Origin of the sequence: Allobosea rubneri, from assembly GCF_032464875.1 — a bacterium.
In the GTDB taxonomy this organism is placed as follows: domain Bacteria; phylum Pseudomonadota; class Alphaproteobacteria; order Rhizobiales; family Beijerinckiaceae; genus Allobosea; species Allobosea rubneri.
On the sequence record NZ_JAWDID010000031.1, the window covers coordinates 1 to 25,546 of the forward strand.

General features: G+C 62.5%; 30 protein-coding genes and 3 pseudogenes. 14 read left to right on the forward strand and 19 right to left on the reverse strand.

Annotated elements, in window-relative coordinates:
• Nucleotides 1-116: 116 nt before the first annotated feature.
• From istA to RKE40_RS18670, 5 genes and pseudogenes are all read left to right on the forward strand, one after another.
• Nucleotides 117-1,616 carry an IS21 family transposase gene (istA, locus tag RKE40_RS18650; protein ID WP_316019729.1) on the forward strand — a complete coding sequence of 500 codons (1,500 nt, stop codon included), beginning with the start codon at nt 117-119 and terminating at the stop codon, nt 1,614-1,616.
• Nucleotides 1,616-2,344: an IS21-like element helper ATPase IstB gene (gene istB, locus RKE40_RS18655; RefSeq protein ID WP_316019730.1), complete on the forward strand. Its 729-nt coding sequence runs from the start codon at nt 1,616-1,618 to the stop codon at nt 2,342-2,344. Before istA ends, istB begins: the two co-directional genes overlap by 1 nt.
• A gap of 143 nt (nt 2,345-2,487) precedes the next feature.
• Nucleotides 2,488-2,940: pseudogene (locus RKE40_RS18660) on the forward strand (integrase core domain-containing protein); the annotation flags it as partial.
• Between the two features lie 90 nt (nt 2,941-3,030).
• On the forward strand, nt 3,031-3,327 hold the full coding sequence (locus RKE40_RS18665) for a hypothetical protein (RefSeq protein WP_316019731.1): 297 nt from the start codon (nt 3,031-3,033) through the stop codon (nt 3,325-3,327).
• 35 nt (nt 3,328-3,362) lie between these two features.
• A pseudogene (locus RKE40_RS18670) lies at nt 3,363-3,874 on the forward strand (YciE/YciF ferroxidase family protein).
• Nucleotides 3,875-4,015: 141 nt separating this feature from the next.
• Here the strand turns inward: RKE40_RS18670 and RKE40_RS18675 are convergent.
• Together RKE40_RS18675 and RKE40_RS18680 are read right to left on the reverse strand one after the other, a co-directional pair.
• A complete protein-coding gene (locus RKE40_RS18675; protein WP_316019732.1) occupies nt 4,016-5,119 on the reverse strand; it encodes an extracellular catalytic domain type 1 short-chain-length polyhydroxyalkanoate depolymerase in 1,104 nt (367 codons plus the stop codon).
• A 17-nt stretch (nt 5,120-5,136) separates the two neighbouring features.
• Entirely contained in the window at nt 5,137-5,529 is a 393-nt protein-coding gene (locus RKE40_RS18680; protein WP_316019733.1) for a CopG family transcriptional regulator, read from the reverse strand.
• Between the two features lie 211 nt (nt 5,530-5,740).
• On the opposite strand from RKE40_RS18680, the gene RKE40_RS18685 reads away from it, so the two are divergent.
• The gene (locus tag RKE40_RS18685) at nt 5,741-6,679 is read left to right on the forward strand and encodes a sensor histidine kinase (protein ID WP_316019734.1); all 939 of its coding nucleotides are present in this window, start codon (nt 5,741-5,743) and stop codon (nt 6,677-6,679) included.
• Here the strand turns inward: RKE40_RS18685 and RKE40_RS18690 are convergent, their stop codons facing one another.
• The 4 genes from RKE40_RS18690 to RKE40_RS18705 all read right to left on the reverse strand — a co-directional run bounded on the left by RKE40_RS18690 (nt 6,680) and on the right by RKE40_RS18705 (nt 9,050).
• A complete protein-coding gene (locus tag RKE40_RS18690) occupies nt 6,680-7,039 on the reverse strand; it encodes a response regulator (RefSeq protein ID WP_316019735.1) in 360 nt (119 codons plus the stop codon). It abuts the gene before it with no gap.
• A gap of 425 nt (nt 7,040-7,464) precedes the next feature.
• Entirely contained in the window at nt 7,465-7,725 is a 261-nt protein-coding gene (locus tag RKE40_RS18695) for a hypothetical protein (protein ID WP_316019736.1), read from the reverse strand.
• Nucleotides 7,726-8,362: 637 nt separating this feature from the next.
• The gene (locus tag RKE40_RS18700; RefSeq protein WP_316019737.1) at nt 8,363-8,632 is read right to left on the reverse strand and encodes a DUF1488 family protein; all 270 of its coding nucleotides are present in this window, start codon (nt 8,630-8,632) and stop codon (nt 8,363-8,365) included.
• Between the two features lie 292 nt (nt 8,633-8,924).
• Nucleotides 8,925-9,050, reverse strand: a complete 126-nt coding sequence (locus RKE40_RS18705; protein WP_316019738.1) for a hypothetical protein — start codon at nt 9,048-9,050, stop codon at nt 8,925-8,927.
• 391 nt (nt 9,051-9,441) lie between these two features.
• On the opposite strand from RKE40_RS18705, the pseudogene RKE40_RS18710 reads away from it, so the two are divergent.
• Nucleotides 9,442-10,468 (forward strand): annotated as a pseudogene (locus RKE40_RS18710) (IS110 family RNA-guided transposase).
• Nucleotides 10,469-11,671: 1,203 nt separating this feature from the next.
• The gene (locus RKE40_RS18715) at nt 11,672-11,941 is read left to right on the forward strand and encodes a hypothetical protein (protein ID WP_316019739.1); all 270 of its coding nucleotides are present in this window, start codon (nt 11,672-11,674) and stop codon (nt 11,939-11,941) included.
• Between the two features lie 108 nt (nt 11,942-12,049).
• Here RKE40_RS18715 and RKE40_RS18720 read toward each other — a convergent pair whose 3' ends face one another.
• The 3 genes from RKE40_RS18720 to RKE40_RS18730 form a co-directional block, all read right to left on the reverse strand.
• Complete coding sequence (locus RKE40_RS18720; RefSeq protein ID WP_316019740.1) at nt 12,050-12,883, reverse strand: transglutaminase-like domain-containing protein; 834 nt, start codon at nt 12,881-12,883, stop codon at nt 12,050-12,052.
• Nucleotides 12,884-12,946: 63 nt separating this feature from the next.
• Nucleotides 12,947-13,186 carry a hypothetical protein gene (locus RKE40_RS18725; protein ID WP_316019741.1) on the reverse strand — a complete coding sequence of 80 codons (240 nt, stop codon included), beginning with the start codon at nt 13,184-13,186 and terminating at the stop codon, nt 12,947-12,949.
• 199 nt (nt 13,187-13,385) lie between these two features.
• A complete protein-coding gene (locus tag RKE40_RS18730) occupies nt 13,386-13,595 on the reverse strand; it encodes a cold-shock protein (RefSeq protein ID WP_291659556.1) in 210 nt (69 codons plus the stop codon).
• 85 nt (nt 13,596-13,680) lie between these two features.
• Here RKE40_RS18730 and RKE40_RS18735 point away from each other — a divergent pair, with 85 nt between their 5' ends.
• Nucleotides 13,681-13,935: a hypothetical protein gene (locus RKE40_RS18735; protein WP_316019797.1), complete on the forward strand. Its 255-nt coding sequence runs from the start codon at nt 13,681-13,683 to the stop codon at nt 13,933-13,935.
• On the opposite strand, the gene RKE40_RS18740 is transcribed toward RKE40_RS18735, so the two are convergent.
• The 3 genes from RKE40_RS18740 to RKE40_RS18755 all read right to left on the reverse strand — a co-directional run bounded on the left by RKE40_RS18740 (nt 13,861) and on the right by RKE40_RS18755 (nt 15,236).
• Complete coding sequence (locus RKE40_RS18740) at nt 13,861-14,160, reverse strand: phosphatase PAP2 family protein (RefSeq protein WP_390893441.1); 300 nt, start codon at nt 14,158-14,160, stop codon at nt 13,861-13,863. The genes RKE40_RS18735 and RKE40_RS18740 overlap by 75 nt on opposite strands.
• A gap of 338 nt (nt 14,161-14,498) precedes the next feature.
• Entirely contained in the window at nt 14,499-14,918 is a 420-nt protein-coding gene (locus RKE40_RS18750; RefSeq protein WP_390893433.1) for a DUF982 domain-containing protein, read from the reverse strand.
• 48 nt (nt 14,919-14,966) lie between these two features.
• Nucleotides 14,967-15,236 (reverse strand): usg protein, encoded by a 270-nt coding sequence (locus RKE40_RS18755; RefSeq protein WP_316019742.1) that lies wholly within the window; start codon nt 15,234-15,236, stop codon nt 14,967-14,969.
• 261 nt (nt 15,237-15,497) lie between these two features.
• On the opposite strand from RKE40_RS18755, the gene groES reads away from it, so the two are divergent.
• The 3 genes from groES to RKE40_RS18770 all read left to right on the forward strand — a co-directional run bounded on the left by groES (nt 15,498) and on the right by RKE40_RS18770 (nt 17,783).
• Nucleotides 15,498-15,812, forward strand: coding sequence for a co-chaperone GroES (gene groES / locus RKE40_RS18760; protein WP_316019743.1), 315 nt, complete (start codon nt 15,498-15,500; stop codon nt 15,810-15,812).
• A gap of 58 nt (nt 15,813-15,870) precedes the next feature.
• Nucleotides 15,871-17,496, forward strand: a complete 1,626-nt coding sequence (groL, locus tag RKE40_RS18765) for a chaperonin GroEL (protein WP_316019744.1) — start codon at nt 15,871-15,873, stop codon at nt 17,494-17,496.
• 71 nt (nt 17,497-17,567) lie between these two features.
• On the forward strand, nt 17,568-17,783 hold the full coding sequence (locus tag RKE40_RS18770; RefSeq protein WP_316019745.1) for a hypothetical protein: 216 nt from the start codon (nt 17,568-17,570) through the stop codon (nt 17,781-17,783).
• A 171-nt stretch (nt 17,784-17,954) separates the two neighbouring features.
• Here RKE40_RS18770 and RKE40_RS18775 read toward each other — a convergent pair whose 3' ends face one another.
• Complete coding sequence (locus RKE40_RS18775) at nt 17,955-18,602, reverse strand: LuxR C-terminal-related transcriptional regulator (RefSeq protein WP_316019746.1); 648 nt, start codon at nt 18,600-18,602, stop codon at nt 17,955-17,957.
• A gap of 217 nt (nt 18,603-18,819) precedes the next feature.
• On the opposite strand from RKE40_RS18775, the gene RKE40_RS18780 reads away from it, so the two are divergent.
• Both RKE40_RS18780 and RKE40_RS18785 read left to right on the forward strand, forming a co-directional pair.
• On the forward strand, nt 18,820-19,173 hold the full coding sequence (locus RKE40_RS18780; protein ID WP_316019747.1) for a hypothetical protein: 354 nt from the start codon (nt 18,820-18,822) through the stop codon (nt 19,171-19,173).
• Nucleotides 19,174-19,305: 132 nt separating this feature from the next.
• The gene (locus tag RKE40_RS18785) at nt 19,306-19,569 is read left to right on the forward strand and encodes a DUF1488 family protein (protein WP_316019748.1); all 264 of its coding nucleotides are present in this window, start codon (nt 19,306-19,308) and stop codon (nt 19,567-19,569) included.
• 699 nt (nt 19,570-20,268) lie between these two features.
• Here the strand turns inward: RKE40_RS18785 and RKE40_RS18790 are convergent.
• The 6 genes from RKE40_RS18790 to RKE40_RS18815 all read right to left on the reverse strand — a co-directional run bounded on the left by RKE40_RS18790 (nt 20,269) and on the right by RKE40_RS18815 (nt 25,511).
• Nucleotides 20,269-21,276: a glycosyltransferase family 4 protein gene (locus RKE40_RS18790; RefSeq protein WP_316019749.1), complete on the reverse strand. Its 1,008-nt coding sequence runs from the start codon at nt 21,274-21,276 to the stop codon at nt 20,269-20,271.
• A gap of 20 nt (nt 21,277-21,296) precedes the next feature.
• Nucleotides 21,297-22,901: an alpha-amylase family glycosyl hydrolase gene (locus RKE40_RS18795; protein WP_316019750.1), complete on the reverse strand. Its 1,605-nt coding sequence runs from the start codon at nt 22,899-22,901 to the stop codon at nt 21,297-21,299.
• 474 nt (nt 22,902-23,375) lie between these two features.
• On the reverse strand, nt 23,376-23,594 hold the full coding sequence (locus tag RKE40_RS18800; RefSeq protein WP_316019751.1) for a hypothetical protein: 219 nt from the start codon (nt 23,592-23,594) through the stop codon (nt 23,376-23,378).
• A 142-nt stretch (nt 23,595-23,736) separates the two neighbouring features.
• Complete coding sequence (locus RKE40_RS18805) at nt 23,737-23,961, reverse strand: hypothetical protein (protein ID WP_316019752.1); 225 nt, start codon at nt 23,959-23,961, stop codon at nt 23,737-23,739.
• A gap of 37 nt (nt 23,962-23,998) precedes the next feature.
• The gene (locus tag RKE40_RS18810; RefSeq protein ID WP_316019753.1) at nt 23,999-24,256 is read right to left on the reverse strand and encodes a hypothetical protein; all 258 of its coding nucleotides are present in this window, start codon (nt 24,254-24,256) and stop codon (nt 23,999-24,001) included.
• A 13-nt stretch (nt 24,257-24,269) separates the two neighbouring features.
• Nucleotides 24,270-25,511, reverse strand: a complete 1,242-nt coding sequence (locus RKE40_RS18815; protein WP_390893434.1) for a glycoside hydrolase family 130 protein — start codon at nt 25,509-25,511, stop codon at nt 24,270-24,272.
• Nucleotides 25,512-25,546: the final 35 nt, after the last annotated feature.

Below are 25,546 nucleotides of genomic sequence, written 5' to 3' on the forward strand. Positions count from 1 at the left end.
TGTGTTTCGGCGTGCAAGTTTGACCCCGTGAGGCGGGGGATCGGCATCCAACTTTGACCCCCTTGAGCCGGTTTCGGTGAGACTGCCCGTCCTGGTTTCGGATGGGCGGGCGGGGGATGAAGGGCGTGGATACGATTGCGCGGATCCGGCGCGAGTTTTCGATCCGCGGGAAGACGATCAAGGAGATCGCCCGCGAGCTGCATGTCTCTCGGAACACGGTTCGGAAGGTGCTGCGCTCGGGCGCGACGTCGTTCGAGTATGAGAGGAAGGTTCAGCCGCAGCCGAAGATCGGGCCCTGGCGCCCTGAGCTGGATCGGCTGCTGATGGCGAACGACGGCAGGCCGGCGCGCGAGCGCCTGACGCTGATCCGGCTCTTCGAAGAACTGCGGGATCTCGGCTACGAGGGCGGATACGATGCCGTGCGCCGCTATGCGCGAGGCTGGCGTCGCGAGCAATCCGCCGTCACGGCCGACGCCTATGTGCCTTTGAGCTTCGCGCCCGGCGAAGCCTATCAGTTCGACTGGAGCCACGAGATCGTCGTCATCAATGGCGCCACGACCCAGGTGAAGGTGGCGCATGTCCGGCTTTGTCACTCGCGCATGCTGTTCGTGCGGGCCTATCCACGCGAGAGCCAGGAGATGGTCTTCGACGCCCATGACCGCGCCTTCGCCTTCTTCAAGGGCGCCTGCACGCGCGGCATCTACGACAACATGAAGACGGCGGTGGAGACGATCTTCGTCGGCAAGGAGCGGGCCTATAACCGCCGCTTCCAGCAGATGTGCAGCCATTACCTGATCGATCCCGTCGCCTGTACGCCGGCCTCGGGCTGGGAGAAGGGGCAGGTCGAGAACCAGGTCGGGCTCGTGCGCGAGCGCTTCTTCGCCCCGCGCCTGCGGGTCAAGAACTACGACGAGTTGAACGCATGGCTGCTGGATCAGGTGCTTCGCTACGCCAAGGCCCACCGCCATCCGGAGCAACGTGACCGCACGATCTGGGAGATGTTCGAAGCCGAGCGGTCGAGCCTGGTGCCTTACGCCGGGCGGTTCGATGGTTTCCACTCACTGCCAGCCTCGGTGTCGAAGACCTGTCTCGTGCGCTTCGACAACAACAAGTACTCGGTCATCGCGAGTGCGGTCGGGCGCCCCGTCGAGATCCGCGCCTATGCCGATCGGATCGAGCTGCGCCAGGACGGGCGTATCGTCGGCGAGCATCCCCGCTGCTATGGCCGCGACCAGACCATCTACGATCCCTGGCACTATGTCCCGGTACTGGCTCGCAAGCCGGGCGCCCTGCGGAACGGAGCGCCCTTCAAGGACTGGGTCTTGCCCGGTGCGATCGACCGGGTCCGGCGCAAGCTCGCGGCCGTTCAAGACGGCGACAGGCAGATGGTCGAGATCCTCACGGCGGTGCTGAGCGACGGATTGTCCGCCGTCGAAGCCGCCTGCGCGGACGCTCTGCGGCAAGGCGTCCACTCCGCCGACGTGATCATCAACATCCTGGCCCGGCGCCGCGAGCCGGCGGCAGCGATCACGATCATGACGCCTGATGCCTTGCGCCTGCGCCATGAGCCCGCCGCCGATTGTGCCCGCTACGACAGCCTCAGGAGAGCCGTGTGATGGAACGCTCGGAGATTCTTGCCACCATGGGCGAGCTCAAGCTCTATGGCATGAAGGCCGCCTTCGACGAGATCATCGCCTCGGCGGTGAAGCGCCAGCACGAGCCGCAGCGCGTCGTCGGCGATCTGCTCGCCGCCGAGATCGCCGAGAAGCAGACCCGTTCGATCAAGTATCAGATCACCATCGCCAAGCTGCCGCTCGCCAAGGATGTCGCCGACTTCGCCTTCAACGGAACCCCGATCAACGAGACCCTCGTTCATGATCTCGCCGGCGGCAACTTCCTGGCGCACCAGCGCAACGTTGTCCTCGTCGGCGGGACTGGGACCGGCAAGACCCATCTCGCCATCGCGATCGCCCGGGCATGCATCCGTGCCGGTGCTCGAGGCCGCTTCTTCAACGTCGTCGATCTCGTCAACAAGCTCGAGGCCGAAGCCCGCGCCGGCCGCCAGGGCCGCATGGCCGATTATCTCGCACGCATGGACTTCATCGTCCTCGACGAACTCGGCTATCTGCCCTTCGCCCAGTCCGGCGGACAACTGCTCTTCCACCTGGTCAGCAGGCTCTACGAGCAGAGCTCCGTCATCGTCACCACGAACCTCGCCTTCGGCGAATGGCCGTCCGTCTTCGGCGACGCCAAAATGACCACCGCGCTCCTCGACCGGCTCACCCATCACTGCGACATCGTCGAGACCGGCAACGAGAGCTGGCGCTTCAAGAACAGGCTCTGAGCCTCAGCCTGCGCATATCGATCCGGAGCCGGCGCGGCTGCGCAATCCAGACCAGCTCCGCCGCGCCGCCCCTCGCCGCGAAGCATACTCAAGGGGTCAACATTGGACGCCGATCGGGGGGCAACTTTGCGGGCCGTTTGACATGCCTAGCAATCCGCATCGATCGGCGGCTGAAGTCGATCGACGTCATCGACGTGCTCTCGGATCTGTTCATCCTGCGCGGCGTGCCAACGCACATTCGCTCAGATAATGGGCCGGAGTTCGTCGCCAAGGCCGTGCAGGCCTGGATCGGTGCGGTTGGCGCGAAGACGGCCTACATCGCGCCCGGCAGCCCTTGGGAAAACGGCTTCATCGAGTCGTTCAATGCCAGGCTCCGCGACGAACTTCTCGACGGCGAGATCTTCTACACCTTGGCCGAAGCCCGGATCGTCATCGAAAGCTGGCGACGCCACTTCAACACCGTGCGCCCGCACAGCTCGCTCGGCTACAAGCCGCCCGCCCCGGAAGTCTTCGTGCCCGCCATGACCGCGCGGGCGGCTGCGCTATCCAGACCGGCTACGCCGCCCGCGCTGGCGCAGAGGCCAACCAGCCACTAACATTCAACCTGGACCTCTCGGCGGGGGCGGATCACTCCCTCCTCGGCAGACACGGCTCCGGCTCGTGCCGAAGTTGGCCGTATCATCGCCATGAGTATCCGCAACGGTGACATGTCCCCGGCCGACAAGTCCTATGTGGCCAACGTCATCGCCGCACAGACCGGCATCAGCCAACCCGACGCCGAAAAGCGCGTCACCGACGCGATCGCGAATACCAAGGAGGCCGCCGCCAAAGCCGAGCAGACCGGTCGCGAGACGGCTGACATGGCCCGCAAGGCCTCCGCCTCCTTCGCCCTGGCGACCTTCATCGCGATGCTCATCGGCGCGCTGGCAGCCAGCTACGTCGCGACGCTCGGTGGCCGCGCCCGCGACAAGGTCGACGCCTGACCCACGCCTGCAACCCCGACAACCGGAGAATTCCAATGGCTGCGAATACACCAAAGGCCCTCGACGACATGTTCCATGACATGCTCAAGGACGTCTACTATGCCGAGAAGCAGATCTTGAAGGCACTGCCCAAGATGGCGAAGGCGGCCAAGTCGCCCGAGCTCAAGAAGGCCTTCGAGACGCATCGCGAAGAAACGGAGGGCATGTCGAGCGCTTAGGCGAGGTCTTCGAGGTGATCGGCAAGGCGCCTCGCGGCAAGACCTGCGATGCCATCCTCGGCATTCTGGAGGAAGGCAAGGCCGTCATAGAAGATTACGCCGACAGCCCCGCTCTCGATGCCGGTCTCGTCGCCTCGGCCCAAGCGGTCGAGCATTACGAGATGACGCGCTATGGCACGCTGAAGTCATGGGCGAAGCAGCTCGGCCACAACGACGCGGCGGCGCTGCTCGATGCCACGCTTGCCGAGGAGACCAAGACCGACAAGCTGCTCACGCAGCTCGGCGGCCCGGCAAACTCGGCTGCTGTCGCGCATGCCAAGCCCGCGTGATCCGTTCGCTTCCTGGAGCCCTCTCTCCTCGCCGGAGAGAGGGCCTCACTGCGTTCATGTTCGTGTGTCGCGACAGGATAACTCCCCGAAACATTTCCTGATCGCCTCGACGAAACCAACTCCGCGTTGCGCAAGACCTCCTCAGGTCTCGAGGAAAAAGCGGACCATCTCACGCGAGGCATCGGGGCCCGTCTCATCCGTATAGCTTCCGCCGCGGTCACCTCCTGACCAAGCATGACCGCCGCCGTGGATCAACCAGTGCTCGACGCGTGCAGGAGCATCGCCATGCCCGATCAGCGACCGGGTCACGCGTTTGCCGTTGATCACCGCATCGGTCTGAAACTCTGCTGGTTTCCCTTGCGCGGATCCCGCGAGATCGAAAACGGCCCTGCCGTTCGATGGGTGAACCGTGGCATCGGCAGTTCCGTGGAAAATGATCTTCCTGATGGGCGAACGGCCTTGTGCCGTCACTTTCGCATTTCCCTTCATCGCAGCAAATGCGGACATGACGTCCCGAGCTGCGCCGTGAGGCAGGCCGGAATGAATGCCGGCTGCGGAAAAGACGTCGGGATGGGTCGAGGCGAGGACATCGGCCATCGCTCCGCCCGCCGACAGGCCGGCGACGAAGACCCGCTTGCGATCGATCTTGAATTCCGAAGCCAGTTCCTGGGCGAGCCCGGCCAGAACGGCCGGTTCACCTGCGCCACGCTGCTGATGGCGAGGGTCGAACCAGTTCCAGCAACCCTGCGCGTTAGCCGATTTCGGCTGCGAAGGATAAGCGACGATCAGCCCGAACTCGTCGGCCAATGCGTTCATCCGGGTGCCGCGCGCAAAATCATTCGGGTTTTGTGTGCAGCCATGGAGCATCATCACCAGCGCGAGCTCACGGCCGGCATGATCGGACGGCACGTAGAGCTTGTAGGCCACGGAGCCTGCGGCCGATTGGAACCTGTGTGCCCGGACTTTTTCACCGTCCCGCGCATCGTCCGTGACGGTGTCGCCATGGCTCGGCGCGTGGACGAAGCTCGCCTGCTCCTGCCGAAGCTTTTGCAGGATCGCCCGGAGACCGCGTGCCGGCGGTGCTTCGGGATTGTCACCGCTTCGTGTGCCGCCATCCGAGGCAGCTGAGGGCATCGACCCGCGTCCGGCGAGAGCGCGCTGTATCGCAGCCGTTGCGCCCGTCACGTCGGATGTTCGCAGGCGGTTCGTGGCTTCGCCGATGGCGGCGTGAAAACGCGGATTCATGGCGAAGGTCCTTTGGGTCACGTTAATCGATCGGCCAGGGCGGCCTTGATCTCGGGCGACACGTGCAGCGCCCCGAGGATGGTGAGGGAGGCAATGGCCTGACGCGCCAGTTCCGGCGAGACGTCGCCATCGATCACAGCCAGGCCGAGGACCCGGATATCGAGCTGCTCTCCGGCTGCAACCACGGCTTCGAGATCCCGCCGCGTGAAGGTCCGCAATCCCAGTTCAAGCGCCAGGCGCGTCGTCGCCTTCGCGGCGACATCCGAATGGGTCGCAAGCTGGCTGCGGATCGCGGTGCGGATGAAGTCCGAGCGGTTGGAATAGAAGCCGTCGCGAACCAGCAGGTCGATGCGGCCGAGATCCACGAAGCCGAGGTTGAGCGTCAGCTTCTCGGTGTCAGGCGTTTTCATGGCAGATCCATATACCATCCATATGGATGGTATATGGATGTTCCAGCAGGGATATCAAGGGCTGCTCGCGGCGCCTGACCGGGCGGGGCATCAAAAGACAGAGACAGGCGTCTGGCCGTGTGGCAGCACATGACATAACCAGGAACATTCCCTGGACGGGAACGAAATCGGGGACATTTTGCCCACGCCGGAACTTCGCGATTCCCGCTTCATGCGCAGCCTGCTGGCCGCGTCGGACGATTGCATCAAGGTCATCGACCTCGACGGCAAGCTCTCCTTCATGAGCGAAGGCGGCCAGCGCATCATGGAAGTCAGCGACTTCAACGCCATCAAGGGCTGTCCCTGGCCGGATTTCTGGGCTGACCAGGGCAACGCCGAAGCCAGGTTCGCGATCGAGGAAGCGCGTGCCGGCCGCAGCTACCGCTTCCAGGGCGCGGCCGATACGGCCGCCGGCAATCCACGGTTCTGGGACGTCCAGGTCGGCCCGATCCTGGGCCCGGACGGCAAGCCCGAGGCGATCCTGTCCGTGTCGCGAGACATCACGGCGATCAAGGAGGCCGAACAGCGCCAGCGTCTGCTCGCGCTTGAACTCAAGCATCGGATGAAGAACACCGTCGCCATGATTCAGGCGATCGCCAATCAGACGGTCCGTGGCGGCCCCGAGATCGACGCGATCAAGGAAGCCTTCACGGCAAGGTTGAGTACGATGGCCTCGGCGCAGGACATCCTGACCCAGACAGTCTGGGCCAGGGCAAACCTAGCTTACCTCGTCCAGGAGTCATTGAAGGGGCAAAGCGACCTGTCGCGTTTCCGGATCAATGGTCCGGCGGTCGAGCTCTCGTCGAAGACTGCCCTGGCAATGGCGCTTGCGTTGCATGAGCTAGCGACCAATGCCGCAAAATACGGCGCTCTCAGCCAGGATAGCGGTCGGATCGACATAACCTGGTCGGTTGAAGACGGTCAGTTCGCATTCGAGTGGCGCGAGAGCGGCGGCCCGCTGGTCGTGCCGCCAACGCGTCGCGGCTTCGGATCGCGCATGATCGAGCGGGCGCTGGCGGGATATTTCAGCGGGGCAACCGCCGTGGACTACCAGCCTGCAGGGGTGGTCTTTTCGCTTCGCGGCCCCATCGATGCACTCATTGCCGACTGATCAGATCGCCGGCCGGAAGGCTGCAATGACTTCGGCTGGCCGATAAGGCTTCCTGAGATAACGAACATTCTCCGGCAGGTCGCCTTCGCGAGGCATGACGCGCCCACTCGCTACAACGAGGAGGATGGGCGGCCAGCCCGATCGCACAGCGTGCGCCAGCTTCATGCCGTCCATCGAGCCAGGCATTTCGATGTCGGTGAACACGATCGCGATGTCGTCGCGGGCTTTGAGGATGTCGATCGCTTCGTCGGCATGGGTCGCCTCAACGACCTCGAAGCCGGCATCCTCGATGAAGTCCGCAGCGTCCATCCGGAGCAGAGGCTCGTCTTCGACGATCAGGACGACCAGCTTCGACATCATACGCTTTCGACAGTGACTCTGAGCCAACTGCCGACGTCAGCTCTTGTTGCGTCGGATTGTAAAGAATTACGCAGTTTGTTCTTAGTATTTGGTTACGTTTGAGAATCTGCCCCCGCGGCAGGCCCAGCACCGTGCTTTTCAGCAAATCTCGGCTTCATCCGCCTTCAATGTCCTGCACGATATGTTCAGCTGATACCGAGAGTCTCACAGGACGCGACGCGAAGACGGCCCGGCTGACGGAACAGCGGCTACGCAGGAAGGCTGATGAGCGCGCAAGCGGCGCTACATTTCCGCCGAGGAATCTACCGTGAAGTCGCTTCCGCTCGTTGCGCGACAGCGTCACAATCCTAACCATGCCTCGATAGCTGGAGTGCGCTTCGACCAATCCAGAAGCAGTTCGAAAGCGTTCGATCAGCGGGTTACTTTCAAGCGACCTGATTGAACTCAGGCAACGGGCACCCCACGACGGCCATATAACGGGCCGTCCAGTTGGTGACGGCGAGTTCAACAGCTATGCCACCTTCACATTGAAGGAGAATTTTGTACGAAAACTCGCTCGGATCGACAGATTCCGTATCGCAGATCAGATATCCGACCCAATGATGCTCCTGATGCGTGCCGAACTGATATTTGGCGGGCAGCCTTCGACCACTGCGCAAAGCGACCGAGCCGGTTCCATTGAGCATGGCTTGTGTCTCCGCTTGGCGGCGTGAAATGCGCCGCGACGGTCATTTCCAGAAGCGGTATGGAGACAACTGCAGCTTAACCGAGCGCTCTTGCGACCCATATTGCAAGTCACGTTTCAGGTATGAAGGAAAAGCTGCGGACGCTGTCCTCGATGAAGGCGGCAGCGCAACCCTCCAATTTGCAGAATGAATCTGCCACGGCAAACCGACATATCGCCCACGCTTCAATGAGCGGGCACTAGAGCTTGGTCGGCGGCCGGGATCACGACGTCACGCCCGATCCGCGTAAGGAGGAACGTCCACGAGCGTGCCGATGAGACGGAGCAAGGCCCTTTGCTCGGGACGGTCCGACTTTCCGGAGACGAGGAAGGCTCCCAACTCCATATGTGACAGCTGGCCGCCTCCTGGGCCGTTCGGTTGATGGATCACGAAGGCTGCACCGCTCGTCGGCTCCCGCCCCAGAAACCAGCAGTCGCCCGAGGGACTGCTATATAGTTCACGCCGTTCACTCATGATGTTGCGTCCTCCTGCGATAGACGACGGCCGGTCAAACGCAAAGTCGCCATGTGAGCAGGTCGAAGCGCCACCTGTCGCCGGGGGTGCTCCTTTATGTGCAGCCGGTAACCTCCGACCATTGCTAGCTGAAGTTGCCGGCCGACAGCCGATGATAGCTCCCGCGCTTTCTTGAATAGGCGGCGCGAGCGGCCCCCAATATCGCTGATCTATTGAGGTCGAATGCGACGAGGAACGAACTCTCGCTTCCGTCGATAATAGCGGGGCTCAAACTCTGCAGAACATCAAGCTCAATCTGGAACATGACTTCCAGTGATGCCTCGGAACCCCAGAAGCTCACGCAACCGCGAACAGGTTCGTAACGCCGGATTGCGTTGGGAAAGTCGAGGCTCATGATCTGCACCCTCCGCCGAGACGCGCCAGCTGGACCTGATAGGCATCGACATGGCGTCTCTTCCGCGTATTTCTCAGCAAAATCCCGATCGGAAACGCGATCAGCGAACCCGCAGCCACCAACGACAAGTGGGGCATCAAAGGCAAATCATAAAACAGACCTGCTCCCCACATGCCGCCGCTGCAGAGCGCCATGCCGATCAATCTATAGACCAGCGCAGACGCCTCCGGTGCCGGAGCGTAGCCGGCTGCTGCAAGCCGAGCCTTTTCCAGATACGGATTAATGGGAGACATCATTTCAGGACGAGCGTGAAGGCCAGCGCAAATGCGGCGATGAGGCCGCCATGCGCGAACCAAACCAGATGGCGATCTGCGGCCCAAGCGCGATAAATGAACCAGATGCTGGAAATATTTGACATGGCCGGGCTCCGTTTGGCCCAGATCGGGGCGCTTCGCGCAAATGTCGTGAAGTAAAATCCCGATGCGTTTCGAGATTTTTCTTATGTAAGATGGTCGATTTGATACCGCAAGGCAAGGAGGATCTTATTTTGATATTTTTCCAATCCTGACGACTATCACTGAGTTTCAAGAACAAACGATCGATTGAATGATCGAATCTCTCTCACTTGATGCTTCAAATTATCTCGAGGATGGTGGTCGAGCACCGCCGACGCGAGCGGAATGGGACTGAAGACGCCCATCCCGGAATGCGTATGCCCGTTCACAGGAGGGCGCTGAACTCCGCTCCTGATGCGTGGACGGCTCTCCAGCCCCGCGGGAGCATAGGCTCTCGCAGAAATGGAGGAGAGCATGGACCAGGCAGCCACGATTGGATTGGATATCGCGAAGTCGGTGTTCCCGGTTCACGGTGTCGATGAGAGCGGAATAGTCGTGCTCCGTCGGCAGGTTCGGCGAGCCCAGCTGCTTCCGTTGTTCGCGAGGCTGCCAGCCTGCCTGATCGGGATCGAGGCCTGCGCCACGGCGCATCACTGGGCCCGCGAGTTGACGAAGCTTGGCCACCAGGTCCGGCTGATGCCGCCGAGCTATGTGAAGCCCTATGTGAAGCGGCAGAAGAACGACGCAGCCGACGCCGAGGCGATTTGTGAAGCTGTCACCCGTCCGACCATGCGGTTCGTGGAGGTGAAGAGCGTCGAGCAGCAGAGCGTTATGGTCCTTCACCGGGTCCGGCTGATGCTCATGCGCCAGCGCATCCAGCTCTCGAACGCGATCCGAGGCCACATGGCGGAGTTCGGGCTGGCGGCGCCGATCGGGAGACAGGGGCTGGGCACTCTCATTAGCCTGATCTCGGAAGGCGATGAGCGGGTTCCGGCCGAGGCGCGGACATGTCTGGGAATGTTGGTTGCCCAGCTCGCCCTCATCAACGATCAGATCCTGGAGGCAGATCGTCGGATCAGAACCAACGCCCGCGCGACCGAGACCGGGCGCAGGCTGATGGATGTGCCGGGCGTCGGCCCGCTTCTGGCGAGCGCTCTCGTGGCCAGCATCCCCGAACCCAAGGCGTTCCGCTCAGGCCGGAACCTCGCTGCCTGGATAGGTCTCGTGCCGCGGCAGAACTCCAGCGGCGGGAAGGAGCGCCTCGGCGGCATCACCAAATAGGGCGACCGATACCTGCGCCAACTGCTTGTCGTCGGCGCTCTGGCAGTCGTGCGCTATGCGCAACGGAACGGAACACGCCGGCCATGGCTGGTGCAACTGCTGGCGCGGCGAACGACGAAGATCGCGACCGTCGCCTTGGCCAACAAGACCGCCCGGAATGGTCTGGGCGATCATGACCACCGGTGAGGCCTATCGCGAGCCGGTCCCGCTGGCGATCTAGAAATCAGGCGAGCCACGCCGAAGAGCTTGGGAAGGGCAACGCGAACGTAACGCAGCCAGCCGGTCGAACCGAAGAGCGGGAAAACCCATTTGCGCCACAGCGCCTTCAAGCGCGTGCTTTTGGTCGGGACCCGTCCTCGCGGAAGGCATTATGGCCAGCGGCCATGCGCGCCGCACCAACAGGGCGAACACATGGCCGCACCGACCAGACCTGCAAAAGCGTTCGAAACCCCTTGCCAAAGGAGAGCCCTCCACACATGGCGCAACGTCGCGTCAACGCATGGAGCGGCGGCTCCCGAACAGATCTGAGATTGAAGTAAAGGCGCCCAGCCGCTCTCGGAATAGCGCTGCCCTGTTGTGATCTCCCCGGTGAGTTCCGCACAACGGCACGACAGGCATACGGCATTCGCGCTCCGTACGGCTTGACGACGAACACACCGCTATGCGCGCAGAGCGCGATCAATCAGGTATTTCTTGCTATCCGCCCGAATAAGGCGCTTCCTGTAAGCAATGCTGCCTTTGCGCGCTTTCCTCCCGCCCGAGCATTTCGGCCGGCAGTCATAATCGAGAACATCATGCAACCCGGCGACGGCAGGGCGATCCGGCGCGACGGTGCCGACCTCCCCGTGGACAAGTTGATTATCGAAACAGCGCGTACCGAACCCGGCGAGATTTACTGCAAGGTCCTTTTCCATTGCGATCGGGATACAGCTCGAACGCGCCGTGACCCGCTGGACTGACCAATATGGCCGCCACCGCACGGCCTTTGCGCGTGCTCGACAGGGCGGTTTGATCAACCTTAGTCCCAGCGAGCGTTTGCAGCATCAGCATCGAGGGGTACCGAACCTGTGATGCAGCTCGACAAGAATGAAACGAGGCGGTCCTCGCTGAGCCAAAGTTTTCATCAAGGCGGCGTAACGGTCCAGGTCGAGATTTATCAGATGGCCTGATCGGACGGGTGGACCCTTGAGCTTGTCCATGCCGATGGCGGCTGGACCATATGGCTCACTGAATTTGCGACCGATGAAGCCGCCTTGGCCGAGTTCACCGCTCAGATTGCCAGGCCTGGCTTACGCAACTTGATTGCGGGCACGCCTCTCTACTTTCCGACCATCCATTGATGGGCTGAGGTCCCGCATCGGCGCGTCGGAAGGATATTCAGCTCGCTCTCGGCTCCAGAGGGCATCAAACCAAGGAGCGAGATATGTCGCATCATTTTAAGGCCGGGGACCGAGTCAGCCTCGCATTCGGCTTTCACGACCAGGGCGCCAACGGCACCTATGCCATAACCCGGCTTCTGCCCACGCGCATGAACGGCGAACCCCAGTATCGCGTGAAGGGAAGCGATGACCGCGAACGCGTCATAGGCGAAGGGCAGATCGTGCTGCCCGGGAAGACCAGTTCGTTCGGGCGCCGAAAAAGCGACCATAATCCGATTACCGATGCCTTGAACCGCATACACAGCAAGACGTGAGAGATAACGCAAACGGATGCGCGGCGGTTTACAGTCGCCTCTAGTTGGTCAGCCACGATATATGAGTGGTGACATGGCAATGTGCCCTCGAAACGACGATCCGTAGCCCTAGGTGACCTTTAGCGCGACCTCTTCGGTTATCACCTCGAAGCGGTTCAGTATGTGCGGGCCGAAGGTATGGACCATCGGGATGTCGGCTGCGTCGCGCCCGCGCGCTACGAGAATGCGACCGATGCGCGGCATGTTGTGTCGCGCGTCGAAGGTCCACCACGTCCCGCCGAGATAAGCCTCGAACCAGGCGTTGTAATCCATGGGCGCCGGATCGGGGGGAACGCCGATGTCGCCGAGGAAGCCGTTGCAGTAGCGCGCCGGAATGTTCATCGCCCGGCACAATGCGATGGCCAGATGCGTGAAGTCGCGGCAGACGCCGACGCGCTCGCTCATGGCCTGGGCAGCCGTCCGCGTGCTGCGCGCGCACTGATAGTCGAAGCGGATCTGTGCGTTCACGTAATTGCAGATCTGCTGAACCCTGTTCCAGCCCGGTGCGAAACTCCCGAACAGAACCCAGGCCGTGGCCGACAGCTCGTCGACCTCGCAATATCGGCTCGGCAGTATGTATTCGATCACGTCGGGCGGCAGATCGGGAGGCCATGTCTCCGCTGCAGTCTGGTCGAACTGATCGGGCAGGCCGGAATCCCGCACCACCATGTCGTTGGTGAAGATCGCGCCGCCCGCGGGAATGACGAGCCTGCGGCAGAGATTGCCGAAGCCGTCCGTATACTCTTCGACGGGCACCTCGCCTCCGTCAGCGATCGACACGGCGCGCGGGTTTGGCTCACTCACGAAATCCGCCTGTCGGCTCCGATGGGGATCGAGGAGCAGGATGCCGGGAACAGCCTGGATTGTGCCGATCTCGATCCGATAGCCGACGCGAATGTCCATGGATGCCTTCTCACCTGAACGGGTGAGACCGCAACACGGGCCGCCAAGCCGGGTTCCGGGAGGCTATGCCGAGATTTTAGACACCCTAGGGCGCTTCGTCTTGGGTAGCGGCGATGCGAGAGCCAGGGCCTGGTCTTGCGCCTCCTTGGCGAGCCGAAGGCCGCGCAGACGGGCGGTGTTCTCGGCACGCTGCTGGATGATGCTATCCATCTCCGAGTTCATTCGACCTCTCGCCAGCGATTTGGTCTGGAGCTTGAGAAATTGATTGTCGGCAGTCATACGTTGCTTGGATTGTTGAAGCATGTCTTTCTCCTCGATTTGTTCAAGAACTGCCGGGAGCGGATGCCATGTACATCCGGCCGGCCCCATCGCGTCAGCCCGGTCCGGGTCGCTGATCGCGGGCGACCTCAAAAGCAAAAAAGGCCGAGCATGAGCCCGGCCTTTCCGATGGCTATGGTCAAGGCGCCAGTACATCCGTGGTCGCCGTTGACGCATCGCCTGATTACGCAGCCTGGAGCTGCTCCGCCGCCATCTTCCCGGACTTGTTGTCGCGAGCGACCTCAAACCCGATCTTCTGACCCTCGCGGAGCTCCCGCATGCCAGCCCGCTCGACGGCGGAGACATGGACGAACACGTCCTGACCGCCATCGTCGGGCTGGATGAAGCCGAAACCCTTGGTTGAGTTGAACCATTTCACAGTGCCGGTGGTCATGAAAACCCTCCTTCTGGCAAACTCTGTCGCTCGCCCGACGGCATGTCAGGCAAGTTCAGAACGATTTTGAAAGGGGAGATCATCGATGCCGCGCCCAGAGCGCGGTAAAACAAAAACCAACCAAGCAATCTCGATGCGCTTATACCTAAATGATGACTTTCAAAAACGCAAGAAAATTCTTTTGTGGCAACCTCGAATGAGAAAATCACTGCCATTTTTATTTTTTATGGGCCGCTCAATACAAGGATGGGTTCGGGGTGGCCGCTCATCGCAGAGGACGAATGCGACGCCACAATCTTCCGACCCCGACCCCGGCCGCAAATCCCGCCGCGACTCCTGAAGGCCAATGAGCCAGGGCAGCGACACGCGTCATTGCCAAAGCTCCGAAGGCGCTCCACAGCCATGGCGGCGAACGGGTCTCAGAACCGGTTAGAATCGACGCCAAGGCACCGGCATGCATCGCGTGCCCGGATGGAAAGGCATCGCTCGCTCGGCCGACCAGAGCATGCTTTTTTCTGGTTTGGATGAGGCGATCTGGTCGTCGCTGATCGATAAATCGTTTGATCGCGTGATGGAGAGCCGTGGTCGTTCTGAAAACGGCGAGATACCGGAGAGCAGTTCGGCTTTTCCCGGGTGGCGAGGCGAGCCAGAAGATTGCGCCCCCAGTCAATAGCGCTCGGGCATCGCAAGCCCATCCCAGGGTCTTGGCAACTCGGACTGTCTCGTCAGGAATATTCCGCGCGAGCGCCCGCATGGTTCTTTCCTCGCATGCGCTGACCTTCAAGCGGATGCGAGGAATTCGGAGCCACGATAATCTCGCGCTACGGAACATTCCGGTCCTATGAACGGCGCCTTCGCCTCAGCTGGTGCCCGGCCCCGCTGACGCGACGCCGGGTTCGTTTGTCAAGCGTGGCCGCGCGAGCCTTCCCTGCGACCTCCAGCGAATGCAGCGACGTAGGGCGCGAGAAGATCATGCTTTTCCGCCCATGACGCGAACAGGCCGCGCGCCGTATCCGCTTCGATCTCTCCGCGGATCGCCGCCAGGCAGGCCTTCAGCGCGAAGCCGTGGACCGCATCGCGCCTGCTAGCCGGCCAGTCGGCCAGGAACATATAGGCCTCCATGGCGGATGCGATCGCCGCAGGATGCCCAAGCCCGGTCAGGATCACGACCGGCCTCTCGAAGTCGTCTGATGTCATCATGCAGTCCTCCCTCGGCGGGGAGCGATTGCCAACGTTGCCATAGCCATATCCTCCTGGAAGCAACATGGATCCGGTTTGGCTGATCGCCGCAGCGAGCGCGCTGTCGCGGTCGGCGGCTAACATGATTTTGGGAGGCTTTCCCGCGGGGTAAAGCCCGCCGAAACATCGACGTCATTGGAGCCGGAACTCGCCGCTGACCGCGCTGAGATCGGCCGGGCCGATCAGGTCCTTGTGAGCGACGCTAATGCGGAACAGCTTGCCATCAAGCTTGGCCCGCCAGAAGGCGAGGAACTTGTTGAGCTCGGGAAAGCGCGGGGCGAGATCGTAGTCCTGCCAGATATATTCCTGCAGGATCGAAGGGTGGTCGGGCAAGCGGTAGAGGATCCCGGCGGTGGTCAATCCGTAGCCGGCGATCTGGCGGGCGAAGTCCGTCGAAGCCATTCCTTTCAGCTCCCTTGTTTCACTGCGCCGATGGCAGCGGATTTCCAACGCCCTGGCAAGCCCGAAGGTTGCGTTTGCGCTGCCTTTTCAGGCTGTTAGCACTCGTCCGAAAAAAGTGCTGCCAGCCTCTTGAAGGCAAAAATCGGGCAACCTAGATCATCGCGCGGGCACGGCGGCTCGGGGCGCGCGGAACCTCGTCGCGAGACCCGCACAGGGCCGGCCCGATTTGACATGTGACCGACATGGAAATTGGAGGAACTCATGAAGTTTCGGCCACTGCATGACCGCGTCGTCGTGAAGCGCATCGACGCCGAGGAGAAGACCAAGGGCGGGATCATCATCCCCGACACCGCCAAGGAAAAGCCGCAGGAGGGCGAGGTCGTCGCCATCGGACCCGGCGCCCGCGACGAGACCGGCAAGCTCGTGCCGCCCGACGTGAAGGTCGGCGACCGCGTGCTCTTCGGCAAATGGAGCGGCACCGAGGTCAAGATCGATGGCGAGGAACTCCTGATCATGAAGGAGTCCGACATCATGGGCGTCGTCGAGGCGACGGCAACTCTGAAGAAGGCGGCCTGACGGGGCCTTCATCCCATCTCATCAACCTGAAACCTCAAGTCTGAAGGAGTGAGGAATCATGGCTGCGAAGGACGTTAAGTTTTCGCAAGACGCGCGCGAGCGGATGCTGCGCGGCGTCGACACGCTGGCGAATGCCGTGAAGGTCACGCTGGGGCCCAAGGGCCGCAATGTCGTGATCGAGAAGTCGTTCGGCGCTCCGCGCATCACCAAGGACGGCGTCACCGTCGCCAAGGAGATCGAGCTTTCCGACAAGTTCGAGAACATGGGCGCCCAGATGGTCCGCGAGGTGGCGTCGAAGCAGAACGACGCGGCCGGTGACGGCACGACGACTGCTACCGTGCTCGCCCAGGCGATCGTCCGCGAAGGCGCCAAGGCGGTAGCTGCCGGCATCAATCCAATGGATCTCAAGCGCGGCATCGATCTCGCTGTCGAGGCGGTGACGAAGTCGCTCGGCGAGCATTCCAAGACCATCACCGGTTCGGAGGAGGTCACGCAGGTCGGCACCATCTCCGCCAATGGCGACCGCACGATCGGCGCGATGATCGCCGAGGCGATGAAGAAGGTCGGCAACGAGGGCGTCATCACCGTCGAGGAAGCCAAGACCGCCGAGACCGAGCTCGACGTTGTCGAAGGCATGCAGTTCGATCGCGGCTATCTCTCGCCCTATTTCGTGACCAACACCGAGAAAATGGTCGCGGAGCTTGAAGACCCCTACATCCTGATCCATGAGAAGAAGCTCTCAGGCCTCCAGGCGATGCTGCCGCTGCTGGAAGCCGTCGTGCAGACCGGCAAGCCGCTGCTGATCGTGGCGGAGGATGTCGAGGGCGAGGCTCTCGCCACGCTCGTCGTCAACAAGCTCCGCGGCGGCCTGAAGATCGCGGCCGTCAAGGCTCCGGGCTTCGGTGATCGTCGCAAGGCCATGCTGGAGGACATCGCGATCCTGACCGGCGGCACCGCGATCAGCGAGGATCTCGGCATCAAGCTGGAGACCGTGACGCTCGACATGCTCGGCCGGGCCAAGAAGGTGCGGATCGAGAAGGAAAACACGACCATCGTCGATGGCGCTGGCACGAAGGCCGAGATCGACGCCCGCATCGCCCAGATCAAGGCGCAGATCGAGGAGACCTCCTCAGACTACGACCGCGAGAAGCTCCAGGAGCGCCTGGCCAAGCTCGCCGGCGGCGTCGCAGTCATCCGGGTCGGCGGCGCGACCGAGGTCGAGGTCAAGGAGAAGAAGGATCGCGTCGACGATGCTCTGAACGCCACCCGCGCGGCTGTCGAGGAAGGCATCCTGCCGGGCGGCGGAGTGGCCTTGCTGCGGGCGGTCAAGGCGCTAGACGGGCTCGTGCCCGGCAATGACGATCAGCGCACCGGCGTCGAGATCGTCCGCAAGGCGATCACGGCTCCCGCCCGCCAGATTGTCGAGAATGCCGGCGGCGATGGCGCGGTCGTGGTCGGCAAGCTGCTGGAGTCGCGGGACTATGCCTGGGGCTACAACGCCCAGACCGGCGAATACGGCGACCTGGTCAAGGCCGGCATCATCGACCCGACCAAGGTCGTGCGCACGGCGATCCAGGATGCGGCGTCGGTCGCAGGCCTGCTGATCACCACCGAGGCGATGATCGCCGAGGCGCCGAAGAAGGATCCGGCGCCCGCCATGCCGGCCGGCGGCATGGACTATTGAGAAAACGAGGGCGCCGCGGCCTCGCGGCGCCCTCTCCCAAGGCCGATCTCCAGACATGCCGAGGGATAGCCATGCCCTTTTCATCGCTGACCGATCCCGTCGATCTAGCTCGCGCGCAGGCTGCCCTTGAAAAGGCCTGGGCGGACCTCCGGTCGTCGCTTGCGGCGGGCTCGGACGAACAGGAACGGAACGACCTCGCCTATATCGTGGCTTCTCTGGTTCCTCTGGCTCTCGACGAGGATGATCTCGCGCGGCGCTCGATCGATCGCTTTCGCGAGAAGGCATAAGCAGAAGACCTCAGTAAAGCCCCCTGCATTCTCTCAATTGCATCAGCCGACATGACCTATGGCCCACAGGAATTTAAGGAAATCTCCTTCCGACCGCTTCAAGGCCTCATCACCAATGCCGAGAGCGCAAAATAACGGACGTTCCGGCTGAAAGTTCCGTAGGACTTCTCGTCAGGCGGTGTGGCTGGTCTGGCTTGCGCAGCCGCCCCGGTGATGGCGGCGATGAAGACTTCCGACGCGGGAGCGCTTGTATCCGAGCAAACCGTGCAGGCGCAGCGTGTTGAGTGGCGCCGCCAGCTCGACGGCAATCTTCACCCCGACAAAGGTGCGGAAGATCTCGCCATCGAGGTCGTCGCGCGGTCCGGCGCACAATAGAATAAGCTGTCGGAAAGGACGGCATTTAGCCCCCAAGGACATCAGGACTTCAATCAAAAAAAGTCCATCCACGATCGGAGCCATAACGCATGATGTCTCCTCGTGAAGACAGGCCAGTTTCCTGCACGCGCGGAAGCGATAGGTTTCAACCGATCTGGCACTCAGCCCGGTCTGACGCGCGATGCTTTTGTTCGAATTGCACGAGACGACGGGCTGGAGAATCTGCATTTCGCGTTCTCTTAGATCATCACCAGCGCCGCTTCGATCCAATAAGGTTCCGAGGGACAGTGAAGCTTCCAGGGCCCCATCCAAGTACAGCCCGCTGCCTCGAACGGCCGCTAACGCTTGCAGCAGACGGTCGCTCGAAGCGCCATTCAGCAGATAACCTGCGATACCCGTGCGGAATGCCGCCTTGATCGATCTCGCATCGCGATCTTCGCACACGAGCAAGATCAGGATGAGCGGTGATACGCCCTAGGAACGCGAGTGAGTTTTCCGGAGTATCTGGCGACAAAGCAAAAAGTCGAATACGGCTCGTTCGTTCTTAATTCGGATGTCAACGGGGGATTAAAGATTTCATATTAAAAGTTAATCAGCCGAACCTAAAACGTGGTAGGATATTGCACGGAAGATTTTCTTCCGGTTCGGAAAGCCCGACATCATGAAAATTGCAGCAGAACTGAAGCCGGCCGCCTGGGGCGCCGTCGGCGGCGCTATTGCCCTTGCGATCATCGGTTTTACCTGGGGCGGCTGGGTGACACAGAGCACGGCGGAGCGAGAGGCCAGGACGCGTTCGAGCACGGCCCTTGTGGCAGCTCTCTCGCCGATCTGCGTGGCGAAGTTCCAGCAGCAGGCCAATGCGACCGAGCAGCTCGCCGAGTTCAAGAAAATCAGCTCCTGGCAACAGGGTGATTTCATCGCAAAAGGAGGGTGGGCGACGATGCCCGGCAGCTCCTCGCCCGATTCTGATGTGGCCAAGGCCTGTGCGGTAGCCCTCGGCACTACAAAAAGCTGAGATCTTTCGGTCGCCCGTTGCGGGCACCCCAACCTGCGTCTTGCCGCGCGGCGCGCCTTCTCAGCGTCGCGCGACAACTGCCCCAGCGGACCCACGATACGCCTGAACTGGCCAATCCTCGAGGATGATCCGATGAGCCTCCAATTCCCCAATCCAATCCGACGATATGACACCACGCGGGACTGCATATGCTTCTGGGGCTCTGATTCTGCCCTGGAGATCGCATTTGAGGTCGAGCTCGCAGCGTTGCGCAGCATCGACTCTTCGGCTGGCCCGGGCGAAGCGTCGATGCTGCGGGCGTACGATGGGCATCTCGCTACCATCCGGGAGGCCGCCGGGGCAGCCTATTCCCGCAAGCGCAAGAGCTACCATCGCCTGACGGCTTCCGACTTCTAGTCTGACTCGGGATTCGCCCTTAGCGGCCGGCCGACAGGTTTCTCGCGGTCTTCTGGCCGCTGCGGCGTGGCCTTTGCGGCACCAACAGCTGGCGTGGATGGGGAAGGTGCGGCTGTCGGGGCGATTGTCGGCTTATTGGTGTTTGCAGCCGGCTTCGGCTCGATCGTCCTGAAACGGATCATGACTGTCCTGTGGTTGGCTGACGCTCGCATGAACTCGGTCCCAAGGGACTGCCGCCCAAGAGCTCAGAGCGCTAATTCCTCTTCGAGACTGCGGCCTTCACGACTGCAGCGGCAAGACTATTGGGGGCGGGAGCTGCAAGCTTCGGCTTGTCCTGCTTTGGCTTCTTGGCCTCGCGGTTCCCACGTCGTTCGCCTTTTGACATGCCGTTCTCGTCCTCGTTCGGAGATTGCGGGTCGCGATCTCTCGGGTCGTACCGGCCGGAGCTGGGCGTCTCGCAGGCAGTCGCCCATCGAAATACGCATGCGAGATTGCAGGCGCGGATGTCATTCAGGAGAAGCGAGCAAGTGCTCGGTGCAGCGCGGCCGGCTAGCTGCTGCGGCTACCTGGGGAGGGATCCAGGCAAGTCATGTCGAAGCAGGGTTGCAGCCTAGGCCAGGGCTGGGGAAAGCGCACGTTGTTTCTTCGCGGCGATCCCTCAGGACCCGTGCGCTTCCGTCAGCCGGGAGCGCATGTGGTTCATCCCAGGATGGCGCGATACAGTTCGAGATAGCGATCGGCCATGTGGTCTACGGTGAAGCGCGCTGCGACAGCTGCCCGGCAGGCGGCGCGCTCGATCTCGGAGAGACGGCCAATCGCAGCCACTGCTTCCTCAATGCTATCGACCAGGAAGCCGGTCACGCCGTGTTCGATCAGTTCAGGCATCGAGCCGCGGCGGAAGGCGATGACGGGCGTGCCGCAGGCCAACGCCTCGATGACCGACAAGCCGAACGGTTCCTCAAAGTTGATCAGGTGCAGCAGCGCCTTGGCCGAGCCGAGCGCATGCGTGCGAGCGGCGCCGCCAACTGGCCCGAGATAGACCACGCTCTCGCTTTCGAGCGCGGGGGCGACCTGCGCTTCGTGGTAACCGCGGTCCTGGACGATGCCGGCCATGACCAGCCGCCGCCCGGCTGCGCGCGCGGCGGCGATCGCTTCGGCCGCGCCCTTGTCGGGGTGGATGCGGCCGAAGAAGAGCAGGTCGTCGCTCCCGACCGGATCGAACGGGAATTCCTCGATCTGGATGCCGTGATGGATCGTCGCAGCATAGCGTAGATCGCGATGCCGGTCGGCGGCGCTGATCGCGACATAGTGGACCCGGTCCTCATAGGCCTTGAAGGTCGGCAGGATGCGCTCCGAGGAGAAGCCGTGGATCGTCGTCACCAGGGGTGTCTCGACCAGGCGCGAGAAGGCGAGCGGCACGAAATCGGCCTGGTTGTGGATCAGGTCGAACTCGCCGGCGCGCTCGAAAACATGCGCAACGTGCAGCAGCTCCCAAACCTTGGCGTCGATCGTCGGGTCTTCGGAATATGGCGCCGGGCAGATGCCGGCCAAGGTCCCGGCCGTGCGGCTATCCTGTGTGGCGAAGAGGGTGACGTCGACGCCGCGTGCCACCAACGCCTCGGTCAGCAGGCTCGTCACCAGCTCCCAGGGGCCATAATGGCGCGGCGGCGTGCGCCAGGAGATCGGCGCCAGCATAGCGATACGCATCCGTTCGTTCCTACCTCTGATCAGTCGACGAGCGTCAGGATCACGCCCTCGTTCGGCCGCAGGAGCAAAGCGCCGTCCCGCACGGGCGTCAGATCAGCAAGCGTGGACAGAAGGGAGCGGCAATCATGCGCCCAGTCCGGCAACTCCAGGCGCTGCGGCTGCGCCCCGAGATTGAGCGCCACGATCAGCCGCTCTGCACCATGCCGACGCTCGTAGGCGAGTATGTTGCCCTCGGCATCGAGCAGCGCGAAATCACCGATGGTCAGTGCAGGGTGGGTGCGCCGAGCTGCGAGCAATCGGCGATGCAGCGCCAGCATCGAGCCAGGCTCGGCCGATTGGCGCTCCACGTTCCGGGCTGGCCAGTCGGCGTTGAGCGGCAGCCAGGGGGGCGCGGTGCTGAAGCCGGCATGCGCGCTGTCGTCCCAAGGCATCGGCGTGCGGACCGGATCGCGCCCCAGGCCCTTGCCGTACTGGCGCAGCTCGCGCGGATCCTGGACCCGATCGGCCGGGATCGGCACATCGCTCAGGCCGAGTTCGTCGCCGTAATAGAGGGTAGGCGTGCCGCGCAGGGTCAGTAGCAACATCGCAGCCACCCGCGCCTGGTTTTCCCCAAGCCTGGTCGCGACGCGCGGGCGGTCATGATTGCCGAGCACCCAGTTCGGCCACGCGCCGGGCGGCAGAGCCGCCTCGTAGGCGGCGATGAGCGCGGCCAGCGCCCGTGCCTGCCTGGGCGCCGCGATCAACTGGAAATTACCGGGCAGATGCACACCGGGCCGACCCTCGCCGTAATAGCGCATCAACCGCTCGACCGGCAGATAGATTTCCCCGATCAGCAGGCGTTCGCCCTGTCCCACGCGCCGATACTCATCCGCACAGGCACGCAGGCCGGCTGCGATGTCATGGACCTCGGGCTGGTCGGTCGAATGCAGCTGGAGCAGGCGATCCATCTCGCCGAGCGCCGATGTGTAGGCCGGGTTCGGCGGATTGTCCGGGAAATCGGCCGCCTTGATCAGGTGCCAGAGCACGTCGATTCGGAAGCCATCGACGCCGCGATCGAGCCAGAAGCGCATGATGCCGTGCATTGCCGCCTGCACGCCCGGGTTGCGCCAGTTCAGGTCCGGCTGCTGCTTCAGGAACGCATGGTAGTAGTACTGGCCGCTGGCCTCGTCCCATTCCCAGGCCGATCCGCCGAAATCGCTGATCCAATTATTGGGCGGTCCGCCTCCGGGGGCCGGATCGCGCCAGAGATACCAGTCCCGTTTCGGATTGCGGCGCGAGGAGCGGCTTTCGACAAACCAGGGATGCTGGTCGGAAGTATGGTTCGGCACGAAATCGAGCAGGACCTTGAGCCCACGCGCATGGGCCTGCGCAAGCAAGTCCTCGAAATCGGTGCGGGTGCCGAAGCGCAGATCGACGTCGCAATAGTCGGAAACATCGTAGCCGAAATCGGCCATCGGCGAGGGATAGATCGGCGCAACCCAGATCGCATCGACGCCGAGCTCGGCGAGATAGCCCAGCCGCCGCGTGATACCCGGGAGGTCACCGATCCCATCGCCGTTGCTGTCCTGGAACGAGCGCGGATAGATCTGGTAGATCACGCCGCTCTGCCACCAGGGTGCGGTCATTGCTGCGTCCCCCCCTGCCGGCTCGATGCAGGAGAGCCGGCGGTAGGAACTTGAAACGCCCGTCCCTTATCCCGGAACGAGCCCGACTCTGGGCCTATTGCCGCAGGTCGGAACAAAACGACTCGGGCAATGGTTGGCTCGTCATGATCAGTTCCAGGACCATTCCACCGACACTGCCTGCCAATCAGTCCGAGGCCGCGGACGGCTCGCACGTAGACCATGACATGGAGCTGTCGCTCCCCGTAGACGCGCCGAGCAACATCGTCAGGAAGCGGCAACAGCGGCAGGCGCGATCGGTGGCAGGGCGCCATATTGATGAAGCGCTTTCGGGGCTTCCGATCTCCGATCCGGTCAAGGCTTCGCGAAAAGCAACGTTGATCGACCTTCCGGATGGCACGCCGCTCAAGCGACGCGTAAGGGGGGCTGGCGCGAGGTCGGTTTGATCCGCGCCCAAGCCGGGCCGATTGGCCTTGCTCAGTCACTCCGACCAGATCTTTCATCTGCACACAATCGCCGGCAGGTCCCCCGCGTAAAGCGTTCGATCTCGGCCAGCGCGTCATCGAGGGAGTTGAAGGGGCCCCGCCGCATGTTCTCCATTGTTTTCAGTGCGTGGCCTGCCGGATGGACCGTAAACTTGCCCGCCCCGCTGTCCTCGACATAGCCCATGTCACGACCGAGCAGATCGGTCAGCAACCAGTTCCATTCGGATTTTGTGTGACGTCGATGTCCAAGCGAACTCCATCGGTCGATGCCCGCGATCCCACAGGCTCAAGGTGCAGGCTTTAGCCAGTCCATGGTCTTTTGGTCGCGTGCTCCCAAATCGACGTAGCGCCAGTCAAACAATCCGATCGCGCTTGATCATAGGCGACGTTGATTCTGCAGCGGCACGCTCGGCCGCTTCCTTCTGCAGTCGCAGCGCTTTCAAGCGGGCTGTGTTGGCGTCGCGCGCATGGTTGATGCTCTCCGTTTCAGAAACTACGCGATTGCGCGACAAGGATTGGGTTTGTGTCCTCAGGAACGCGGCCTCTGCAGCCGCGCGGGATCTCGAGTTTTTGACCATCTGCCTTCTCCGGAGGGTGTCGGCTTGCGGAATGAAATCAATACTGTAGCGCTCGTCGCCCGACAGGGCTGAGCACGGCCCCGAAGCTGTCCGAAACGATTTGATCATGCCCGATAGCCCGTTCATGGCCGTCGGCTCCGCGAACGCGGTACTCGCGCTCGCCGTTGGCGCGCGTCGGCATGATCCGAACAACCTCATACTCGCCGGCACCGGATCGATCGGCGAAGCCGAAGGAAAGCCGGACCACGTCCCCCGGCTCGATCGAGCGTTGGGTCACTGATTCATGCTGGGTCATTTTTATGTTCCTTTCAGGGACGGGCGTCCCGCCGCAAATCGTGCGTCTCATCCGCGGTGATGGGGCTCAGGGCCTGCAGCAGTGCCTCGATCCTGATCGTCGCAAAGTTGCAGTAGGTATCGGAGACCGCATAAGGCAGGACGATCTGGTCCCGATGGCGCATCGCTCCGCAGGTGTAGACGACGTTGGGGACGTAGCCCTCGCGCTCGGACGGTGCCGGTCGGACCAGGGGCTCGCGTGAGCGCGCAAGCACTTTCGACGGGTCACGCTTATCGAGGAGAACGGCGCCGATCGCATAGCGTCGCACCGGTCCTACGCCATGGGTGAACAGCAGCCAGCCCTCGTCGAGCTCGATCGGCGAGCCGCAGGTCCCGATCTGAATGAACTCCCAGGGGTATTGCGGTCTCAGGATAGCGACGCCGCCGTCCCAGTTCATCAAGTCGTCCGAATAGACGAGATAGAGGTTCTCGTTGTCCTGCCGCGCAATCATGGCGTAGCGGCCGTCGATCCTGCGAGGGAACAGCGCCATACCCTTGTTCACCGCCGCACTGCCTCGCAGCGGCGACATCCGGAACGACAGGAAATCGGTGGTCTCGATCAGCTCGGAGCGTATCCCCCTGCCATCATAGGCCGTGTAGGTCGCGCGGAACACGGTTCGCCCGTCCTCGTCGAATTCGACGAAGCGGGCATCCTCGATCCCGTTCGACTGCGACGCCGTGATCGGGAAGATCACCCGCTCGCTGATGTCGCCGTCTGAGGCGAAGACCACTTCGACGTCGTCGCCATCGAGACGGACCATGCGGTTGCGGAAGGTCGCAATCGTCGCGAGACGCGAGGTCGGATCGACGCTCAAGCTACCGTCGGCGGCGATCGTGCCGGAGCGGAAGGTCAGGGACGAGATATGCCCCTCGCCGACGGCGCGTACGCTTAGAATGAAGCGACGTCCACCAGGCGGCGCGCCGGACTGGTCGGGATGCGAGACGATGCTCGGGTTGAAAAGCGCCGCGGCTTCGAACGAATACTCGTGCAGGAAATAGGATCCGATCAGCTGGCGTTGCGTGCTGGTGAACTCGCCATGCGCCGTGAACACCTCCTCCATTTCGTCGGTGCGTGCCTCGAAGCGTTCGAGCAGGTTCCGGTGCCGGCCGTTGAAGTTCTCCAACACCTCGGCGAGCTGGCTGGCCGCCGCCGCTTGGCCAAGTCCCATCACACGCGCGACGATGTGGTTCGCCCGGAGTTTGTCTCTGGGGTTCATGTCGCGTGGATCGGGCGAAGGTCCGAAGCGGCGCA

Bases quoted from the DNA above. Each gene is read 5' to 3' on its own strand.
- istA (WP_316019729.1), top strand. From the start codon at position 117: ATGAAGGGCGTGGATACGATTGCGCGGATCCGGCGCGAGTTTTCGATC.
- istB (WP_316019730.1), top strand. From the start codon at position 1,616: ATGGAACGCTCGGAGATTCTTGCCACCATGGGCGAGCTCAAGCTCTAT.
- RKE40_RS18665 (WP_316019731.1), top strand. From the start codon at position 3,031: ATGAGTATCCGCAACGGTGACATGTCCCCGGCCGACAAGTCCTATGTG.
- RKE40_RS18675 (WP_316019732.1), bottom strand. From the start codon at position 5,119: ATGAATCCGCGTTTTCACGCCGCCATCGGCGAAGCCACGAACCGCCTG.
- RKE40_RS18680 (WP_316019733.1), bottom strand. From the start codon at position 5,529: ATGAAAACGCCTGACACCGAGAAGCTGACGCTCAACCTCGGCTTCGTG.
- RKE40_RS18685 (WP_316019734.1), top strand. From the start codon at position 5,741: ATGCGCAGCCTGCTGGCCGCGTCGGACGATTGCATCAAGGTCATCGAC.
- RKE40_RS18690 (WP_316019735.1), bottom strand. From the start codon at position 7,039: ATGATGTCGAAGCTGGTCGTCCTGATCGTCGAAGACGAGCCTCTGCTC.
- RKE40_RS18695 (WP_316019736.1), bottom strand. From the start codon at position 7,725: ATGCTCAATGGAACCGGCTCGGTCGCTTTGCGCAGTGGTCGAAGGCTG.
- RKE40_RS18700 (WP_316019737.1), bottom strand. From the start codon at position 8,632: ATGAGCCTCGACTTTCCCAACGCAATCCGGCGTTACGAACCTGTTCGC.
- RKE40_RS18705 (WP_316019738.1), bottom strand. From the start codon at position 9,050: ATGTCAAATATTTCCAGCATCTGGTTCATTTATCGCGCTTGGGCCGCA.
- RKE40_RS18715 (WP_316019739.1), top strand. From the start codon at position 11,672: ATGTCGCATCATTTTAAGGCCGGGGACCGAGTCAGCCTCGCATTCGGC.
- RKE40_RS18720 (WP_316019740.1), bottom strand. From the start codon at position 12,883: ATGGACATTCGCGTCGGCTATCGGATCGAGATCGGCACAATCCAGGCT.
- RKE40_RS18725 (WP_316019741.1), bottom strand. From the start codon at position 13,186: ATGCTTCAACAATCCAAGCAACGTATGACTGCCGACAATCAATTTCTC.
- RKE40_RS18730 (WP_291659556.1), bottom strand. From the start codon at position 13,595: ATGACCACCGGCACTGTGAAATGGTTCAACTCAACCAAGGGTTTCGGC.
- RKE40_RS18735 (WP_316019797.1), top strand. From the start codon at position 13,681: ATGCCGCGCCCAGAGCGCGGTAAAACAAAAACCAACCAAGCAATCTCG.
- RKE40_RS18750 (WP_390893433.1), bottom strand. From the start codon at position 14,918: ATGTTAGCCGCCGACCGCGACAGCGCGCTCGCTGCGGCGATCAGCCAA.
- RKE40_RS18755 (WP_316019742.1), bottom strand. From the start codon at position 15,236: ATGGCTTCGACGGACTTCGCCCGCCAGATCGCCGGCTACGGATTGACC.
- groES (WP_316019743.1), top strand. From the start codon at position 15,498: ATGAAGTTTCGGCCACTGCATGACCGCGTCGTCGTGAAGCGCATCGAC.
- groL (WP_316019744.1), top strand. From the start codon at position 15,871: ATGGCTGCGAAGGACGTTAAGTTTTCGCAAGACGCGCGCGAGCGGATG.
- RKE40_RS18770 (WP_316019745.1), top strand. From the start codon at position 17,568: ATGCCCTTTTCATCGCTGACCGATCCCGTCGATCTAGCTCGCGCGCAG.
- RKE40_RS18780 (WP_316019747.1), top strand. From the start codon at position 18,820: ATGAAAATTGCAGCAGAACTGAAGCCGGCCGCCTGGGGCGCCGTCGGC.
- RKE40_RS18785 (WP_316019748.1), top strand. From the start codon at position 19,306: ATGAGCCTCCAATTCCCCAATCCAATCCGACGATATGACACCACGCGG.
- RKE40_RS18790 (WP_316019749.1), bottom strand. From the start codon at position 21,276: ATGCGTATCGCTATGCTGGCGCCGATCTCCTGGCGCACGCCGCCGCGC.
- RKE40_RS18795 (WP_316019750.1), bottom strand. From the start codon at position 22,901: ATGACCGCACCCTGGTGGCAGAGCGGCGTGATCTACCAGATCTATCCG.
- RKE40_RS18805 (WP_316019752.1), bottom strand. From the start codon at position 23,961: ATGGTCAAAAACTCGAGATCCCGCGCGGCTGCAGAGGCCGCGTTCCTG.
- RKE40_RS18810 (WP_316019753.1), bottom strand. From the start codon at position 24,256: ATGACCCAGCATGAATCAGTGACCCAACGCTCGATCGAGCCGGGGGAC.
- RKE40_RS18815 (WP_390893434.1), bottom strand. From the start codon at position 25,511: ATGAACCCCAGAGACAAACTCCGGGCGAACCACATCGTCGCGCGTGTG.